Below are 16,204 nucleotides of genomic sequence, written 5' to 3'. Positions count from 1 at the left end.
ATGGGAAAGCGGACGATCAGCTTCGGCGTTATCGGCTGCGGCTTGATGGGCAAAGAATTCGCAAGCGCGGCTGCCAGATGGCTGCATCTGGATGACGTCGATTTCGAGCCGCGCATCGTAGCGGTGTGCGACGCGAATCCTGCGGCTGCGGAATGGTTCAAGCGCCAGGTGCCGAGCGTCGAACGAACCTATTCGGATTACAAGGAGCTGCTCGCGGACGACAGCGTCGAGGCGATCTACTGCGCGGTCCCGCATAATCTGCATGCGCAGCTCTATGTCGATATTATCGAATCGGGCAAACATCTGCTCGGCGAGAAGCCTTTCGGCATCGACGCGGAAGCGAACGCGCGCATCAACGACGCGCTTGAAGCGAATCCCGGCGTTATCGTTCGCTGCTCTTCGGAATTCCCGTTCTATCCGGGCGCGCATCAGATCATCCAGTGGGTGAACGAAGGCAAATTCGGCCGTATCATCGAGGTCGAAGCAGGCTTCTGGCATTCCAGCGACCTGGATCCGACCAAGCCGATCAACTGGAAGCGGCGTATCGCGACGAACGGCGAATACGGCTGCATGGGCGACCTTGGCATGCATGTGCTGCATTTGCCGATGCGCTTCGGCTGGAAGCCGAACAGCGTCAGGGCGCTGCTGAGCAAGATCGTCTCGGAGCGTCCGGATGGAAAAGGCGGGATGGTGCCTTGCGAAACGTGGGATAATGCGATTCTGGCTTGCGACGTGAAGACGGCGGACCAGCAGTTTCCGATGGTGCTGTCCACGAAACGGATTGCGCCGGGTCATGCGAATACATGGTTTATCCGCATTCAAGGCACGGACATGTCGGCGGAGTTCAGCACGAAGAATCCGAAGCAAGTGTCGTCGCTCCCTTATACGCCGGGCAAGCAGCAAGCATGGCATACAGTGGATGCACCGTATAAGTCGGCTTACGCGACGATTACCGGCGGGATTTTCGAATTCGGCTTCTCGGATTCGATTCTGCAAATGTGGGCGGCATTCTGCGATGAGCTGGCGCATGGCGCGGACGGCATGACGCAGCCATTCCGCTGCGCGACGCCGGAGGAAGCATCGGGCAGCCATCGCGTCTTCACGGCCGCACTGGAATCGGAGCGCACCGGGGCAACCGCAGCGATCGAATGGAGGGATTAGCGTGAGCAGAGCGCGCACGGGCGCGGAAGTCGTGGTGGCGGGGCATATTTGCCTGGACGTTATTCCGACGATGCACGAATTGAAAGAAGGCATGGGAGCGCTGCTCGTCCCGGGCAAGCTTGTCGATATCGGCGCGGCGCGGATCGCAACGGGCGGCGCTGTCTCCAACACGGGGCTTGCGCTGCACCGTCTCGGGGTCCGTACGAAGCTGATGGGCAAGATCGGCGACGACTTGTTCGGGAGCGCGATCGAAAACGTGCTTCGAAACTGCGATCATGCGCTTGCGGACGGCATGATCGTGGCACGGGGCGAGTATACTTCGTATACCATCGTCATTAACCCGCCGAACATCGACCGGATTTTCCTCCACTGCACCGGAGCGAACGACACGTTCGCGGCAGAGGATCTGCAGGAGGGGGCGCTCGATGGCGCGCGGCTGTTCCATTTCGGTTATCCGCCTCTCATGCGGCGCATGTACGAGGACGGCGGAGGCGAGCTTGCAACGCTGCTGTCCCGGGCGAAGGCGAGAGGGTTGACGGTTTCGCTCGACGCGGCCAAGCCGGATCCGGCATCGCCGGCAGGTCAAGCGGATTGGCGGACGATTTTCATGGAAGCGCTGCCTTATGTCGATGTTTTCTTGCCGAGCTTCGAGGAGATCCTGTATATGTTAAGGCGGCATACGTACGATGCGCTGGCGGCTGAGCATGGCAGCGATCTGCTGCCTTTCGCGGATGGCCCGCTGCTGCGGGAACTCGCCGATGAGCTGCTGGCGCTAGGTGCCGCGGTCGTCGTGCTCAAGCTTGGGGAACACGGGCTATATCTGCGCACGACGAACGATGCGGCCAGACTGTCCGCGGCGGTGATGGGCGCCGGTGCGGTGTGGCCGGAATCCGTGGACGAATGGCTTGGCCGCGAGCTGCTGGCACCTAGTTACGCCGTGGAGGTTGCGGGGACGACAGGAGCCGGCGACTGCACGATTGCGGGTTTCCTGGCTGGCTTGTTGAAGGGTCTGAACCCGGAATCGGCTCTGCACGGCGCGGCTGCCGTCGGGGCATGCAATGTGGAGCAGGCGGATGCGACCAGCGGCGTACCGTCGTGGGAAGCCGTACAGAAGCGAATGGCTGCGGGTTGGAGCAGACGCGAGGTGAGCTTGGTTTTGCCCGGGTGGCATGCGGGGGAAGAAGGGATATGGCATGGACCGGCCGATGGGCGAAGCCGTTCGAAAGACTGATCGCCGCGGTTAGACGATCAGCGGAATCCTAAATTGACGAGGAGGATGACGGGCATGAGACGAAGCGAAGTGAGGGCAGCGCAGAAACGGGCGGCGGCCATGTTTGAACAGACGGGTATCGCCTTGACGCCGCACGAGCGCGAGAACATCGAGGTTGCGGGGTTCGGGCTTGGCGATTTGGAAAGCCAGGGGCTGGAGCTCGTGACCTACATCAATACGGACCGTTATTGCGCGAAAGAGCTCGTTCTGTTCCCGGGTCAAACCTGCCCGGAGCATCTGCATCCGACGGTCGGCGGGAATCCTGGCAAAATGGAAACCTTCCGCTGCCGTTACGGCGTCGTGTATCTCTACGTCGAAGGCGAGAACGGCGGCACGATTCAAGCCGAGGTGCCGGCCGGGAGCGAGGCGTATTACACGGTCTTCCATGAAGTCGAGCTGCATCCGGGTCAACAGTACACGATCCCGCCGGGCACGAAGCATTGGTTTCAAGCCGGCGAGAAGGGAGCGATCGTCTCGGAATTCTCGAGTACGAGCCGCGATGAGTTTGATATTTTTACGGATCCGAGAGTCGAGCGCATGCCTGTCGTCGTGGAGGATTAGGCTTGGCGAGGATGAGCGGTAGCGGTAAACAGGAACTGGAAAATGCGGCATCTAACCTGAATTCGGGGTTGGATGCCGCATTTTTCGTTGCATGTTACTCTTATTAAAATAGTTCCAAACATTGTGCTGAATCGTGTATACTTTTAAAAGCATGCTTTCAAAATATTCCCAACCCGCGGAAGGAAGGTCACATTGAAAATACTTCGTTATACAAACAGTTTACTGCTGGTCATCTTGCTGCTATTGCCGATGGCTGCCCAGGCTTTCGCTGAATCCGGTACGGACAACGTTAACACGCAGGAGAGCGTGGCCGCCAAATGGAAGGTGACCCTAACTCCGGGTGATTCACAGCTCACCGTTTCTTTTCCGAAAACACTCGACTCCGGCATCGTTCCAGATACATTTACGCTAAGGATCGTAGCTGCCGAGGGACAACCCGAAGCACCTATTCCGGTCATTCTGTCGACAGATACAATTCAGTCCGATATCGTGACCTATACCTTTACGAAATTGACCAATAAGCAGCAATACATTATCGGCGTAATCGCCACGAAAGAAGGAGAGCGTCCACATATAGGCACTGCAGTCGGTACCCCAGTCATCATTCCGGTCGCCATTGCGATCAAGACGGTTGTTGGCGACGGCTCAGTCAAGCTGACGTTCGGTAAACTAAAGGGACCCAAAGTGCCGACGGTATACAAAATTCAATGGTGGTACAAAACGGACAAGAAGGGCAAACCGGTTTACGAGAAAACGGTAACTATCAACTCGCAGAAAGTTACTGGACCGGAATTCGGCTACACGTTCACCAAGTTGAGCAACGGAGCTGTCTATCATTTCGATATCACAGCCGAGATGGGTGCTGACGTTTTGGGTCAAACCAAGGACATCAAAGCAACGCCGAAGGCCTCGCCGAAAAAGTGAAATGCAATGAAAATAGAGTGAACAGAGAAGACGACTCCTTTCAAAAACGGAAGGGAGTCGTCTTTCATTATGTTTTCATTAGCGGATGCCGGTTTTGTCGCGCAAGACGTGCTCGACTTTGGCGAGATGCCGCCCCATGAGCGATGAAGCGAGCGCTTCGTCTCGCTGCGCAATCGCGGACACGATGGAGCGATGCTCCTCCAGCAGCTGGCTCGCCGAATGGCGCTCGGCGTAGAACCAGAGCGAGCGCGTGTCGCGCATGCTCGCATGCAGACGCTCGGACAAGCTCTTCATTAGCTCGATTAGCATCGGGTTCTGCGTCGCCCGGGCGATCTGCTCGTGCAGCAGCACGTCGGCCTGCTCGCTGAAATGCTCGTCATCGAGCTGCTGCTCCATCTCCAGGAGCGTGTTGTTCAAGGCAGCGAGATCATTGCCGTTGCGGTGCTTGGCGGCCAGCCCGGCACAGCCGGTTTCCAGCACTTTGCGAACTTCCAGCAGCTGCAGCAGCGAATCGGCGCGGTCCAGCCATGCTTCCTGGGCGAAGGCGGGAGCTTCCGGCGGCGTCTTGACGTAGGTGCCGCCTCCTTGGCGGATGTCGAGCAGCCCCTGTGCCTTGAGCGCGCTCAACGCTTCGCGGATGGTGGAGCGGCCGACGCTGTATTCCGCAGCAAGGTCAACGACCGAAGGGAGCTTGTCGCCGGGCGACAGCTCGCCGGACTTCAGCTTCAGGTGGAGCTTCTGGGTGACCCACTCGTTGCTCTTGAGCGGTCTTTCGTTTATCGACATTGGCGCAGGCCCCCTATCCTAGAGGTGAAAAGTAATTTCGGGCGATATCGGTTCATATCGAAATTCAAGCACGATTAAGTTTCATCTTATGATATACTATTCCCAAAACAAAGTCATCAGATGACCTGATCTATTAGTGTTCTTATTCTTATTATTAAAGGGGAGTTATCCATGCTGCAAGATGCAATCGCCGGCAAGCTGCGGGCCATCGTCGGAGCTCAGTGGTTCAAGGATGATCCGGAATCGCTGATCACGCATTCCTACGACGGCACGCCAATGCTGCAATCGCTGCCGGACGGCGTTATCTATCCGGCCAATACGGATCAAGTTTCTTCGATTCTGAAAGTGCTGCAGGCGCATCGGATTCCCGTCGTGAGCCGCGGTTCCGGGACGAATCTGTGCGGAGGGACGGTGCCTGTTCAAGGCGGCGTCGTCATGGTCATGCACCGAATGAATCAGATACTCGAGGTGGATCTCGAGAACTTGACGGCGACCGTGCAGCCCGGATTGAATACGAAAGCGTTCATTACGCATGTTGAGGGGCTGGGCTTGTTCTACCCGCCGGACCCGAGCAGCATGGCGATCTCGACGATCGGCGGCAATATCGCGGAATGCTCGGGCGGCCTGCGCGGTTTGAAATACGGCACGACGAAGGATTACGTCATCGGCCTCGAAGCAGTGCTGGCGAACGGAGAAATCATCCGTACCGGCGGGAAGCTGATGAAGGACGTGGCGGGCTACGACCTTACGAAGCTGCTGGTCGGCTCGGAAGGCACGCTTGCCGTCATTACGGAAGCGACGCTTAAGCTCATCCCGCCGCCGAAGACGAAGATGACGATGCTGGCCATGTACAAGGATCTCTACGGCGCCGCGCGCACGGTGTCCAAAATCATCGAGAACCGCATCATTCCGGCGACGCTGGAATTTCTGGACAATCCGACGATCCGCGTCGTGGATGATTTCGCCAAGCTGGGCCTGCCGCTCGATATGGATGCGATTCTGTTGATCGAGCAGGACGGCGATGCCGCGACGGTGGAGCGCGACATTGCGCGCATCGCGGACATCTGCCGCAGCGAGAACGCGGAACGCGTTAGCATCGCGGCCGACGAAGCGGAAGCGCTGAAGCTGTTGACGGCGCGCCGCAGCGCGTTCACCGCGCTCGCGAGACTGCGGCCGACGACGATCTTGGAGGATGCCACGGTGCCTCGTTCCAAAATCGCCGATATGGTGCTCGCCATCAACGACATCGCCAAGCGCCACGGCGTGACGATCTGTACCTTCGGGCATGCCGGGGACGGCAACCTGCATCCGACCGCGACGACGGACGCCCGGGACGCGGACGAGATACATCGCGTGGAGGAAGCTTTCGCGGAGATTTTCGAAGCGGCGATCGCGCTTGGCGGCACGATTACCGGCGAGCATGGCGTCGGCCTCGTGAAGGCGCCTTTTCTGGAATGGAAGGTCGGCGCGGCGGGGATCGAAATGATGAAGGCGATCAAGAAGTCGTTCGATCCCGACAACATTCTGAATCCGGGCAAAATGTTCGCGAAATCCGCGCGCAAAAGGGTGGTGCTGAGCCGTGGCTAAAACGTTAAGCGACTTGCTCCCGAGCGCTCCGGACAGCGGCTGCGGCGAGCTTGCGACAACGCTGAAGAATACGCTCGACTACGATCAATTGACGAACTGCATGCGCTGCGGCTTCTGCCTGCCGGCTTGTCCGACGTTCCGCGAGACCGGCATCGAAGCGGAATCGCCGCGGGGACGCATTGCCTTGATGAAGGCCGTCGCCGACGGGATCATGAACCCGGACGAGGCGTTCGAGACGCAGATGAATCACTGCCTCGGCTGCCGTGCCTGCGAGCCGGCTTGTCCCGCCGACGTGAAGTACGGACAGCTGCTCGAACAGGCGCGCGACTCCGTGGAGAAGCATACGACAACGCATCGCTGGTGGGTGAAGATCGCCCGCAAAGCCGCATTCGAGGGCATGTTTCCTCATCAGAACCGGATGCGGCTGCTGGGCGGCGGTCTGCAGCTGTACCAGAAGACAGGCCTGCGCAAGCTGTTGCGCGGCGCCGGAATCATGAAGCTGTTCCCGCCGCATATGCGGGAGATGGAAGCGATCCTGCCGGACGCGTCGTACAAGGGCGTCGTGGAGCAAATCGGGACGCATCATGCGGCAAAAGGCGAGCAGGTGGCCGCCGTCGGCTTGTTCAGGGGCTGCATCATGGATGTGCTGTTTACCGAAACGAACAAGCACACGGTCGAGCTGTTGAACGAAGCTGGCTTCGACGTCATCATTCCGGAGACGCAGAATTGCTGCGGCGCGCTGCATGCGCATAGCGGCGAGCAGGACGGCGCCAAAGAACTCGCGAAACGGAACATCGCGGCGTTCAAAGCGGCAGGCGTCGATTGGATCGTTTCCAATGCCGGCGGCTGCGGCGCGCTGCTTGTGGAGTATGACCATCTGCTGCAGGATGATCCGCAGTGGAAGCAGGATGCGGCTTGGTTCGCGGCAAGAACCATCGACGTGAGCCAGCTGCTCGTCCGGCATGGCCGGCTGCAGTCGGCGGCGCAGGCGGCGGCTGCTGCCGGAGCAGGCTCGGTGATCGGCGGCGGGCTGCAAACGGCGGGAGGCGCGGGCTGCGGCGGTTCATGCGGCGGCGGCGTAAACTTCGCGTCCGGCGAGACGGTCCGCATCACTTATCAGGACTCTTGCCATTTGCGCAACGTGATGCGCTCATCGGAGGCGCCGCGCAAGCTGATGCGCAGCGTCGCGAACGCCGAGTTCGTCGAGCTCGCGGAAGCGGATCGCTGCTGCGGCTCGGCGGGGATTTACAATCTGACGCAGCCGCAGATGGCGGGGCAGATTCTCGATCACAAGATGGAGCATGTGAAACGGACCGGCGCTCATTATTTGCTGACGAGCAACCCGGGCTGTCTGCTGCAAATGAAGAACGGCATCGAGAAGCACGGGATGAGCGGGCAGATGCAAGCGCTGCACGTGGTTGATTTTCTGCATGAGCGAATGTGCGGCACTGCCGGCCGTTCCGGTTCACCGGACTGACCCGTCGCCGGACTGTAAGATTTCCGTACTGACCAAGTTCCGTACTGAACGATCGTCGGCCCAAACGATCCAGCTCCATCGTATGGACTATTAAATCATCGGTTTCTAATCAAATCATAGCGGACGCTATAAGCAGGACAGCATGAGGGGCGGCGGAAGCCGCCTCTTTCGTGCGTGCATACGGCAAACAGCATACGGCATGCCGCATGCCGCATTCCGCAAGTTACGGCAAGCTTAACAGCCCGCCAGACGCACGGCTTTGCGGACATTCGCTAATCCATGGAAAAGTCGGAGCCGATGCGGCTAACGGTAATTTCTATGCATCGATAGAAAATTTTTTAATTCATAGTTGACACATCGGAATAATCTATATATGATTATCCCATAAGATGGATTGAACTTACCGGACCGCCGGAAGTTTCCTGCACTGATTCTCCTACGAGGGAGCTCAAGACAAGGGAAACTTCCGGCTTTTTGCGTCCGAAATTACAAAAACAGGGGTGTATCTTATGAAGAAACGAGTACCAGCTTACCGGAAATTATCCTTGCTCCTCATTGCATTGCTCAGCATGGTTACGGTTCTGGCCGCCTGCGGCTCGAACGATTCCAATAGCGCATCGAATTCTTCCAATTCCGCTTCGAATTCCTCAAAGGGAGCTTCGGGCAGCAAAGAAATTCGCATTGGCTACCAGAAATACGGCACCGTCAATATTCTCAAAGCGAAAGGTACCTTGGATAAACGATTGGAAGCGGAAGGCTACAAAATTACGTGGACCGAATTCCCCGGAGGCCCGCAATTGCTGGAGGCGTTGAACGTCGGCAGCATCGACATCGGCCATACCGGAGAAGCCCCGCCGATCTTCGCCCAAGCGGCCGATGCTCCGCTCGTATACTTGGCTCATGAGCCCGCAAGCCCGAATAGCGAAGGCATTATCGTGCCGAAGGATTCGAAAATCACTTCCGTCGCCGATTTGAAGGGGAAACAGGTTGCGCTCAACAAAGGCTCGAACGTTCACTATTTGCTCGTTAAGGCGCTGGAGAAAGCGGGCGTTGATTATAACGATATCAAGACGGTCTTCCTGCCGCCGGGCGATGCCCGGGTAGCTTTCGAGAACGGCACCGTAGACGCGTGGGTCATTTGGGATCCGTTCCTGGCTGCCGCGCAAACCGCGACGGGCGGCAAGCTGCTGACCGACGGCAAGGATCTCGTATCGAACATCGAGTATTATATTGCTTCCCGCAAGTTTGCCGAGGCGAACGGCCCGGTCATCGAGGCGTTCAAGGAAGAGCTGAACAAGATCGACGAATGGTCCGAAGCCAATCAGAAGGATGTCGCGGCGCTTCTGTCCCCTCAGCTTGGAATCGATATTCCGTCGCTTGAGCTAGCGGCAGGGCGCAGAGGCTACGGCTTGTCGCCGATCGACGATTCCATTATCGAAGCCCAGCAGAAAATCGCCGATACGTTCCTGGACCTGAAGCTCATTCCGAAAGCCATTCAGGTGAAGGATGCGACTTTAAAATAGCAGTCGACAACGATTAGCTATGCAACGGCAATTGAACATCGAATTACTGAACAGCGACTTACAGAACGGCGATCAACCGAAAACAACTTACAACCGACAACGGAAAGGGTGTTTTGACAATGGAAGTATTCTGGTTTATTCCGACGCATGGCGATGGACGTTATCTTGGCAGCGCTGAAGGAGCGCGCGTTGTCGATGCAAAATATATGCAGCAAATTGCGCAAGCGGCAGACCGGCTTGGTTACGGCGGCGTCCTGCTGCCGACGGGGACTTCATGCGAGGACGCATGGGTCGCGGCTTCTTCGCTCATTCCGGTGACGGAACGCCTGAAGTTCCTGGTCGCGCTGCGGCCGGGGCTGATGTCGCCGACGTTAGCGGCCAGAATGTCGTCGACGTTCGACCGCCTCTCGAACGGGCGGCTGCTGATCAACGTCGTGACGGGCGGGGATCCGGTGGAGCTGGCAAGCGAAGGGGTCTTCCTCGAGCATGACGAGCGTTATGACCTGACCAGCGAGTTTCTGGATATTTGGCGCAAAGAGCTCAGCGGAGAAACGGTCGATTATGAAGGCGACCACCTGCGGGTCAAGGGGGGCAAGGTGCTGTATCCTCCCGTGCAGAAGCCGTATCCGCCGCTTTATTTCGGAGGATCGTCCCCGGCAGGCCAAGAGGTTGCCGCAGACCACATCGATGTCTACTTGACTTGGGGCGAGCCGCCGCAAGAGGTAGCCAAGAAGATCGACCAGGTTCGCCGATTGGCGGCCGAGCGGGGAAGAGAAGTGCGTTTCGGCATTCGTCTGCACGTCATCGTTCGCGAAACGTCCGAAGAAGCCTGGAAAGAAGCGGCCCGTCTGATCAGCAAAGTCGACGATGACGCGATCGCCGCAGCCCGGAAAGTGTTCGCGCGCTACGACTCGGAAGGCCAGCAGCGGATGTCGAGTCTGCATGGCGGGGACAGGAGCCAGCTGGAAATCTATCCGAACCTGTGGGCAGGCGTCGGTTTGGTCCGCGGCGGCGCAGGCACGGCCCTCGTAGGCAATCCAACCGAAGTGGCCGGACTCATGCACGAATATGCGGCGCTTGGTATCGAGACGTTTATTTTATCGGGATATCCGCATTTGGAAGAAGCTTATCATTTTGCCGACCTCGTCTTCCCGCTGCTTCCGCTCAAGGGCGTTCAGCCGGCTGGCGGTCCGTCCTCGACGAGTCCGTTCGGCGAGCTCATCGCCAATGCGATTAAACCGGCGGAGCGGGCAGCAGCCAGATAAGGGGGAACGCGAATGAGGAGTCCATCGTCACGTAACTGGAAAGCTGGAACGTTATCTATCGGACTCGAGTGGCTGATTCCGGTTCTGATCGTTGCCCTCTGGCAATGGATGGGCAGCGCGGGGTGGATTTCGCAGCGCATTCTGCCGACGCCCGCATCCGTCGTAGAAGCCGGGGTCAAACTGGTCCGCAATGGCGATTTGTTTACCTATATCGGGGACAGCACGAGGCGGGCGCTCATCGGGTTCGTGATCGGGGGAGGCATCGGGTTCGTGCTGGCGATCCTCAACGGCTTGCTGCCGCTGGCGGAGAAGCTGACCGATTCGTCGATCCAGATGATTCGCACGATTCCGCATCTCTCTCTCATCCCGCTGATCATTGCCTGGTTCGGCATCGGCGAAGAGGGAAAAATCTTTCTCGTCGCGCTCGGCGTGTCGTTCCCGATTTACTTAAACACGCTACATGGTATCCGGTCCGTCGACTCGGGCTTAATCGAGATGGGACGCACGTATGGATTGCGGGGGTTTGCGCTATTTCGTACGATTATATTTCCCGGCGCGCTTCCGTCCATCTTGGTCGGCCTGCGGTTTGCGCTCGGCATTATGTGGATTACGCTGATCGTATCGGAAACGATCTCCGCCAATAGCGGGATCGGCTTCATGGCGATGAATGCAAGGGAATTCTTCCAAATGGATGTCGTCGTACTCAGCATTGTCATCTATGCGTTGTTAGGCAAACTGTCGGATTGGGTAGCGAAGCTGATGGAGAGGAGTTGGCTGCAATGGCATCCGCACTATCGTCGAGGGAAATGATTGATCGGCATCCGGCAGATTCCCAAGGGGATTCTTCTTCACGGGGATTGCGAGTAGACGTACGGGATGCGGCCGTCCGTTTCGGCAGCTTAACCGTGCTTCAGGAGCTGGATCTGTCGATTCCGGCCGGACAATTCCTGGCGGTCGTCGGGCGCAGCGGCTGCGGCAAGAGCACGCTGCTTCGTCTGCTGGCAGGCTTGGAACAAGCATCGCAAGGATCGGTATCCATAGGCGGCGCGGCTTCGGCCGGATTAAGATCGGACGTGCGGGTGATGTTCCAGGACGCCCGGCTGCTGCCTTGGAAAAGCGTGCTGGATAACGTTCGGATCGGCGTGGAAGGCGGCGACCGTGCCAAAGCGTTAGAAGCGCTGGAGCTCGTTGGCCTGGCCGACCGCGCGAAAGAATGGCCCTCCGTATTGTCGGGCGGCCAGCGGCAGCGGGTCGCCCTGGCCCGGGCGCTCGTCAGCGATCCGAGCCTCCTGCTGTTCGATGAACCGCTTGGCGCGCTCGATGCGCTTACCCGTATCGAGATGCAGCAGCTCATCGAACGGTTATGGCTGGAACGTAAGTTCACCGCCGTACTCGTCACCCATGACGTGAGCGAAGCCGTGGCGCTTGCCGACCGCGTCGTACTGGTGGAGCAAGGCACCATTTCGCAGGACATTACGGTCTCCCTGGCCCGTCCGCGCGAGAAGGACAGCGGATTTACCCACTACGAGAGCAGCATTCTGAATCGCGTGCTGGGAAGACGGCCGGCCAGCGTTACTCAGGGCGGCTTTACGATCTAGCGTATGTGTGCCGCCGGGCGGCGGAGTGATGAAGAACCGGATTCCCCTTGTTGCAGTGCACCCCTTAGAATAGACATTGGAAAAACCCCTAGGTTAATCCGATGAAATTCTAGGGGGTGCTTTTTTTATGGCGATTAAAGGACAAAAATTTCATCATTATCCGGAATCGATTAAGGTTGAGGCTATTCGACTGCATGTTGAGGAACGTTGGAGTTACAGTCGGATTACAGCACATTTGGAAATTCAGGATAAGGATCGAGTGAAGCGCTGGATGAGGAAGTATCGCGAAAAGGGAGTCTCTGCATTCGAGGACAGACGAGGTAACCCACATCGAGATGAAACGAAGCAAGAACGTGAGCTCAAGCGGCTCTACATGGAGGTTGAGGTGCTAAAAAAGTGGTTACAAATCTTGAATCGGGAGGGCTGCAAAGCAAACACATCGTCATCGACGAGTTGAAAAGTAAACGAACTGTCAAGGAATTGTGTGCATATCTGGGGATCAGTCGAAGTGGTTACTACTCCTATCTAAACCGCAAAGACCACGATCCTGATGAAGATCTGAAGAACAAAATCAAAGCCATCTACGAACAGCGCGACAAGACTGTAGGGTACCGCCGCATACAGGATGAACTATCTCGTCAATATGGCCTCATAGTGAACCATAAGAAAGTATTACGCTTGATGCAGGAGCTTGGCATAAAAGCGATTATACGTCGTAAATATGTCCATCGAACAAGCTATGAAGCAGCTGTTTCAGATGGCAGAATAGCAGCAAACATGTTACAAAGAAACTTTAAGGCGGATAAACCCAATCAAAAATGGGTAACAGATGTGACGCAATATCGCGTATTCGATGAGAGAATTTACTTATCGGCGATCAAGGATTTGTGGAACAACGAAATCGTCGGATACCACATCAGTCGTCACAATGACAATCCGCTTGTGCTAGAGACGTTTAGGAAGGCGTTTGAAAAACATAAAGACGTGACTGGGCTGATCGTTCACAGCGATCAAGGAAGCCAGTACACGTCCCATGCTTACCACGACATGCTGCCACAGGTTGGCGCCCAAATCAGCATGTCACGCCGAGGCAATTGTTATGACAATGCCTCAATGGAGAGCTTCTTCTCTCATCTGAAAGTAGAAGCACTCTACCCTTATGATATACGATCCATCGATGAGGCACAAAGAAGAATTGAGGAATACATCCGCTTTTACAATGAAGATAGGGCTCAACGAAAACTAAACAAGCTGACTCCGGTCGAATACCGGCGTCAGCTTGTTGCCTAGGGCTTTTTCCAATGTCCACTAAATGGGGTCTTGACCATGTTGGGGAGGCGGTTCTTTTTTGCGTTGGCTGGGCGGGAGCACGCGTCGACCGTGCCGACTCGCGGGACCCCGCGGACCTCGTGAACCTCGTGGCCCTCGTGAACCTCGTGGCCCTCGTGAACCTCGTGGCCCTCGTGAACCTCGTGGCCCTCGTGAACCTCGTGGCCCTCGTGAACCTCGTGGCCCTCGTGAACCTCGTGGCCCTCGTGAACCTCGTGGCCCTCGTGAACCTCGTGGCCCTCGTGAACCTCGTGGCCCTCGTGAACCTCGTGGCCCTCGTGAACCTCGTGGCCCTCGTGAACCTCGTGGCCCTCGTGAACCTCGTGGCCCTCGTGAACCTCGTGGCCCTCGTGAACCTCGTGGCCCTCGTGAACCTCGTGGCCCTCGTGAACCTCGTGGCCCTCGTGAACCTCGTGGCCCTCGTGAACCTCGTGGCCCTCGTGAACCTCGTGAACTCGGAAACCCGCGGCCTGTCGACACCTGCGGCTCCATGAACTCCGCGAACTGCGGACCCCGTGCCCCCACCACCCTGTGGCTCACGCCGACCCGCGCCCCCGCGCCCCTCGCCGCCCCCGCGGCTCCCGCCGCCCCGCGCCCCTCGCCGCCCCCGCGGCTCCCGCCGCCCCCGCGGCTCCCGCCGCGGCTCCCGCCAACTCCGCGCCCCCGACCAACTAAGCTAACGAACCCAAACAACGCTATTGGCCCAATATTCCTGCCTTTTGCAACGTAACGAATCCTAGCGTCGCTATTCGATCGAAAAGCCCTGATAATGAGCTTCTTCGCTTGGTTTCACCGAAATAAGGCTAGTCAGATTCGCTAGCTGCGAAATGACGGTCTTTTCAACCATATAAGACGCGTGGAGTTCGTTAGGACTCAGCAGCCTATATTCCTCGCTGATTGAATCGGACTTTCTACTAAATCTATACATCTATTTCCTGCAATTGTATGATGGGAATATCGGCATCCAAACGTGACATTGATGCTGGAAAGGATGAACCTGGTGCCCAATCCATTCGACTGTATCACGGAGTTTATGTTTTTCGAGACGGACATGCAGCCATCCGATGTCATCTTGATCCCCGGAGGAAGCCATCCCCAATTAATGGAGAGGGCGGCAGAACTATATCGGCAAGGGCTTGCTCCGTACATCCTTCCTTCGGGAGGGTCAAATCCCAAATTGCAATCGACGGAATGGGCATTCCTTCGCGAAGTTGGCCTAGCGCTCGGAATACCCGACAGCGCCATTCTGAAGGAAGATCAAGCGAAGAATACATTCGAAAATGCAAGATATTCGTGGGAAGTGCTGCAACGGCAAGGAATCCGGCCAAGAAAAGCGATTCTAGCATGCAAATCCTATCACGCTAGACGCGCGTTGCTCACCTACCAAGTTGAATTTCCGACCGATGTTGCATTTTATATAAGCCCAGTGACGGATAAAACGCAGACTACGAAGGATAACTGGTTCCTGGATGAATCGAAGATCCATGATGTCATGAGCGAATTAACGAAAGTGGGCCAGTATTTTAAGCACCACATTCCGAATTGGGCGAAGCGATAACAATCGGCCTCGCCCCCCAAGAAGTCCGAGCAGAAAGGAGCTCGCGGATGAAGCTGCTTTGGGATTTTGACGGGACGCTATTCGATACCTACCCGGTATATACGGATGTCTTGTACGAGGTGCTGGCCGGGGCGTCGCCGAAGCGAGAGATCTTGTCGCGGTTGAAGGTTTCTTTTACCCACGCAGTGAGGCATTACGGGTTATCGGAGGCGCAAATCCGGCGCATTTTCGAGTTGGAGGAGGCCCTTCATCCGGCGCAGACGCCGCCATTCCCGGATGTGGAGCACGTCTTGAAGTTCGCGGAAGTCAATGTAATCATGACGCATAAACCGCGCAAGGAAGTCATGGCTATCCTGCAGCATTATGGTTTGGCGGAGTATTTCAAAGAAATCGTTGCGGGCGATGACGGGTATCCCAAGAAGCCCGATCCGGCGTCTTACCTGTATTTGCATGGCAAGCATCAACTTGATCTAGCCATCGGCGATCGAGAGATCGATATTCTTCCGGCCAAGGCGATCGGCATGCAAACCTGTTTATTTCAAAATCCAACGCCCGTAGCCGATTTCTACTTGACGCACTATAAGGACTTCTTCAAGAAGATCACGGGAGGGAATTTATGACGACGAAGAAAGCTTTACTGATTATCGATGTCCAACTGGCGATGTTTGACGAAGCAGCCCCTGTCGATCAAGGCGAACGTTTACTCGAGAAACTTCAAACGGTCATCTCGCGGGCACGGGTTTCAGGAACGCCGATCGTCTATATTCAACACAACGAAGGACCAGGCACGCCGCTCGAATCCGGCACAACCGGCTGGGAAGTTCATCCGGCCATTAGACCGGAAGCCCATGATCTGGTCATACAGAAGGAAACGCCGGACTCGTTCTATCGAACGCCGCTAAAACAAGAATTGGACGCGAGAGGCATCCATGAACTTATCCTTGCAGGCATTCAAACCGAGATCTGCGTGGATACGACCTGCCGCAGCGCTTTTAGCCACGGCTACAACGTTACCTTATTGCGCGATGCCCACAGTACGTGGTCTACGGACGAGCTCTCGGCAAAGCAGATCATCAGCCATCACAATAACGTATTGCGATGGTTTGCTGAGTTAAAGGATAGTGCGGATTTTGAAGGCTAGCTAGCGGGTGACGTTGGAGGGAAA

17 protein-coding genes are annotated in these 16,204 nt (G+C 56.9%); 16 read left to right on the top strand and 1 reads right to left on the bottom strand.

Going from position 1 to position 16,204, the window contains the following annotated elements; translation table 11 throughout:
• The 4 genes from GZH47_RS10440 (at position 1) to GZH47_RS10425 (ending at position 3,916) form a co-directional block, all read left to right on the top strand.
• Complete coding sequence (locus tag GZH47_RS10440) at positions 1-1,161, top strand: Gfo/Idh/MocA family protein (protein WP_162640041.1); 1,161 nt, start codon at positions 1-3, stop codon at positions 1,159-1,161.
• A gap of 1 nt (position 1,162) precedes the next feature.
• Positions 1,163-2,392 (top strand): carbohydrate kinase family protein, encoded by a 1,230-nt coding sequence (locus tag GZH47_RS10435; protein ID WP_162640040.1) that lies wholly within the window; start codon positions 1,163-1,165, stop codon positions 2,390-2,392.
• Positions 2,393-2,446: 54 nt separating this feature from the next.
• Complete coding sequence (locus tag GZH47_RS10430) at positions 2,447-2,992, top strand: D-lyxose/D-mannose family sugar isomerase (RefSeq protein ID WP_162640039.1); 546 nt, start codon at positions 2,447-2,449, stop codon at positions 2,990-2,992.
• Positions 2,993-3,184: 192 nt separating this feature from the next.
• On the top strand, positions 3,185-3,916 hold the full coding sequence (locus GZH47_RS10425; protein WP_162640038.1) for a hypothetical protein: 732 nt from the start codon (positions 3,185-3,187) through the stop codon (positions 3,914-3,916).
• Positions 3,917-3,994: 78 nt separating this feature from the next.
• Here the strand turns inward: GZH47_RS10425 and GZH47_RS10420 are convergent, their stop codons facing one another.
• Positions 3,995-4,702: a FadR/GntR family transcriptional regulator gene (locus GZH47_RS10420; RefSeq protein WP_162640037.1), complete on the bottom strand. Its 708-nt coding sequence runs from the start codon at positions 4,700-4,702 to the stop codon at positions 3,995-3,997.
• 171 nt (positions 4,703-4,873) lie between these two features.
• Here GZH47_RS10420 and glcD point away from each other — a divergent pair, with 171 nt between their 5' ends.
• The 12 genes from glcD (at position 4,874) to GZH47_RS10360 (ending at position 16,180) form a co-directional block, all read left to right on the top strand.
• Positions 4,874-6,289 carry a glycolate oxidase subunit GlcD gene (glcD, locus tag GZH47_RS10415; protein WP_162640036.1) on the top strand — a complete coding sequence of 472 codons (1,416 nt, stop codon included), beginning with the start codon at positions 4,874-4,876 and terminating at the stop codon, positions 6,287-6,289.
• A 100-nt stretch (positions 6,290-6,389) separates the two neighbouring features.
• Complete coding sequence (locus GZH47_RS10410; protein ID WP_162645172.1) at positions 6,390-7,766, top strand: (Fe-S)-binding protein; 1,377 nt, start codon at positions 6,390-6,392, stop codon at positions 7,764-7,766.
• Positions 7,767-8,275: 509 nt separating this feature from the next.
• Positions 8,276-9,289 (top strand): sulfonate ABC transporter substrate-binding protein, encoded by a 1,014-nt coding sequence (locus tag GZH47_RS10405; protein WP_162640035.1) that lies wholly within the window; start codon positions 8,276-8,278, stop codon positions 9,287-9,289.
• A 119-nt stretch (positions 9,290-9,408) separates the two neighbouring features.
• The gene (ssuD, locus tag GZH47_RS10400) at positions 9,409-10,554 is read left to right on the top strand and encodes an FMNH2-dependent alkanesulfonate monooxygenase (RefSeq protein WP_162640034.1); all 1,146 of its coding nucleotides are present in this window, start codon (positions 9,409-9,411) and stop codon (positions 10,552-10,554) included.
• Positions 10,555-10,566: 12 nt separating this feature from the next.
• Positions 10,567-11,364, top strand: coding sequence for an ABC transporter permease subunit (locus GZH47_RS10395; protein ID WP_162640033.1), 798 nt, complete (start codon positions 10,567-10,569; stop codon positions 11,362-11,364).
• Positions 11,361-12,152 carry an ATP-binding cassette domain-containing protein gene (locus GZH47_RS10390; RefSeq protein ID WP_404823804.1) on the top strand — a complete coding sequence of 264 codons (792 nt, stop codon included), beginning with the start codon at positions 11,361-11,363 and terminating at the stop codon, positions 12,150-12,152. Before GZH47_RS10395 ends, GZH47_RS10390 begins: the two co-directional genes overlap by 4 nt.
• Before the next feature lie 127 nt (positions 12,153-12,279).
• Entirely contained in the window at positions 12,280-12,609 is a 330-nt protein-coding gene (locus tag GZH47_RS10385) for a helix-turn-helix domain-containing protein (RefSeq protein ID WP_162638436.1), read from the top strand.
• A complete protein-coding gene (locus GZH47_RS10380) occupies positions 12,549-13,442 on the top strand; it encodes an IS3 family transposase (protein ID WP_162640031.1) in 894 nt (297 codons plus the stop codon). Before GZH47_RS10385 ends, GZH47_RS10380 begins: the two co-directional genes overlap by 61 nt.
• 11 nt (positions 13,443-13,453) lie before the next feature.
• Entirely contained in the window at positions 13,454-13,975 is a 522-nt protein-coding gene (locus tag GZH47_RS34065) for a hypothetical protein (RefSeq protein ID WP_225446432.1), read from the top strand.
• A gap of 485 nt (positions 13,976-14,460) precedes the next feature.
• Positions 14,461-15,039 (top strand): YdcF family protein, encoded by a 579-nt coding sequence (locus GZH47_RS10370; RefSeq protein ID WP_318653426.1) that lies wholly within the window; start codon positions 14,461-14,463, stop codon positions 15,037-15,039.
• A gap of 47 nt (positions 15,040-15,086) precedes the next feature.
• Positions 15,087-15,659 carry an HAD-IA family hydrolase gene (locus GZH47_RS10365; protein ID WP_162640030.1) on the top strand — a complete coding sequence of 191 codons (573 nt, stop codon included), beginning with the start codon at positions 15,087-15,089 and terminating at the stop codon, positions 15,657-15,659.
• Positions 15,656-16,180, top strand: a complete 525-nt coding sequence (locus GZH47_RS10360; protein WP_162640029.1) for a cysteine hydrolase family protein — start codon at positions 15,656-15,658, stop codon at positions 16,178-16,180. The genes GZH47_RS10365 and GZH47_RS10360 overlap by 4 nt, the downstream gene beginning before the upstream one ends.
• Positions 16,181-16,204: the final 24 nt, after the last annotated feature.

Origin of the sequence: Paenibacillus rhizovicinus (genome assembly GCF_010365285.1) — a bacterium.
GTDB lineage: Bacteria > Bacillota > Bacilli > Paenibacillales > Paenibacillaceae > Paenibacillus_Z > Paenibacillus_Z rhizovicinus.
The sequence above is the reverse complement of the archived record's forward strand: the minus strand, read 5'-3'. Positions and strand labels throughout refer to the sequence as shown.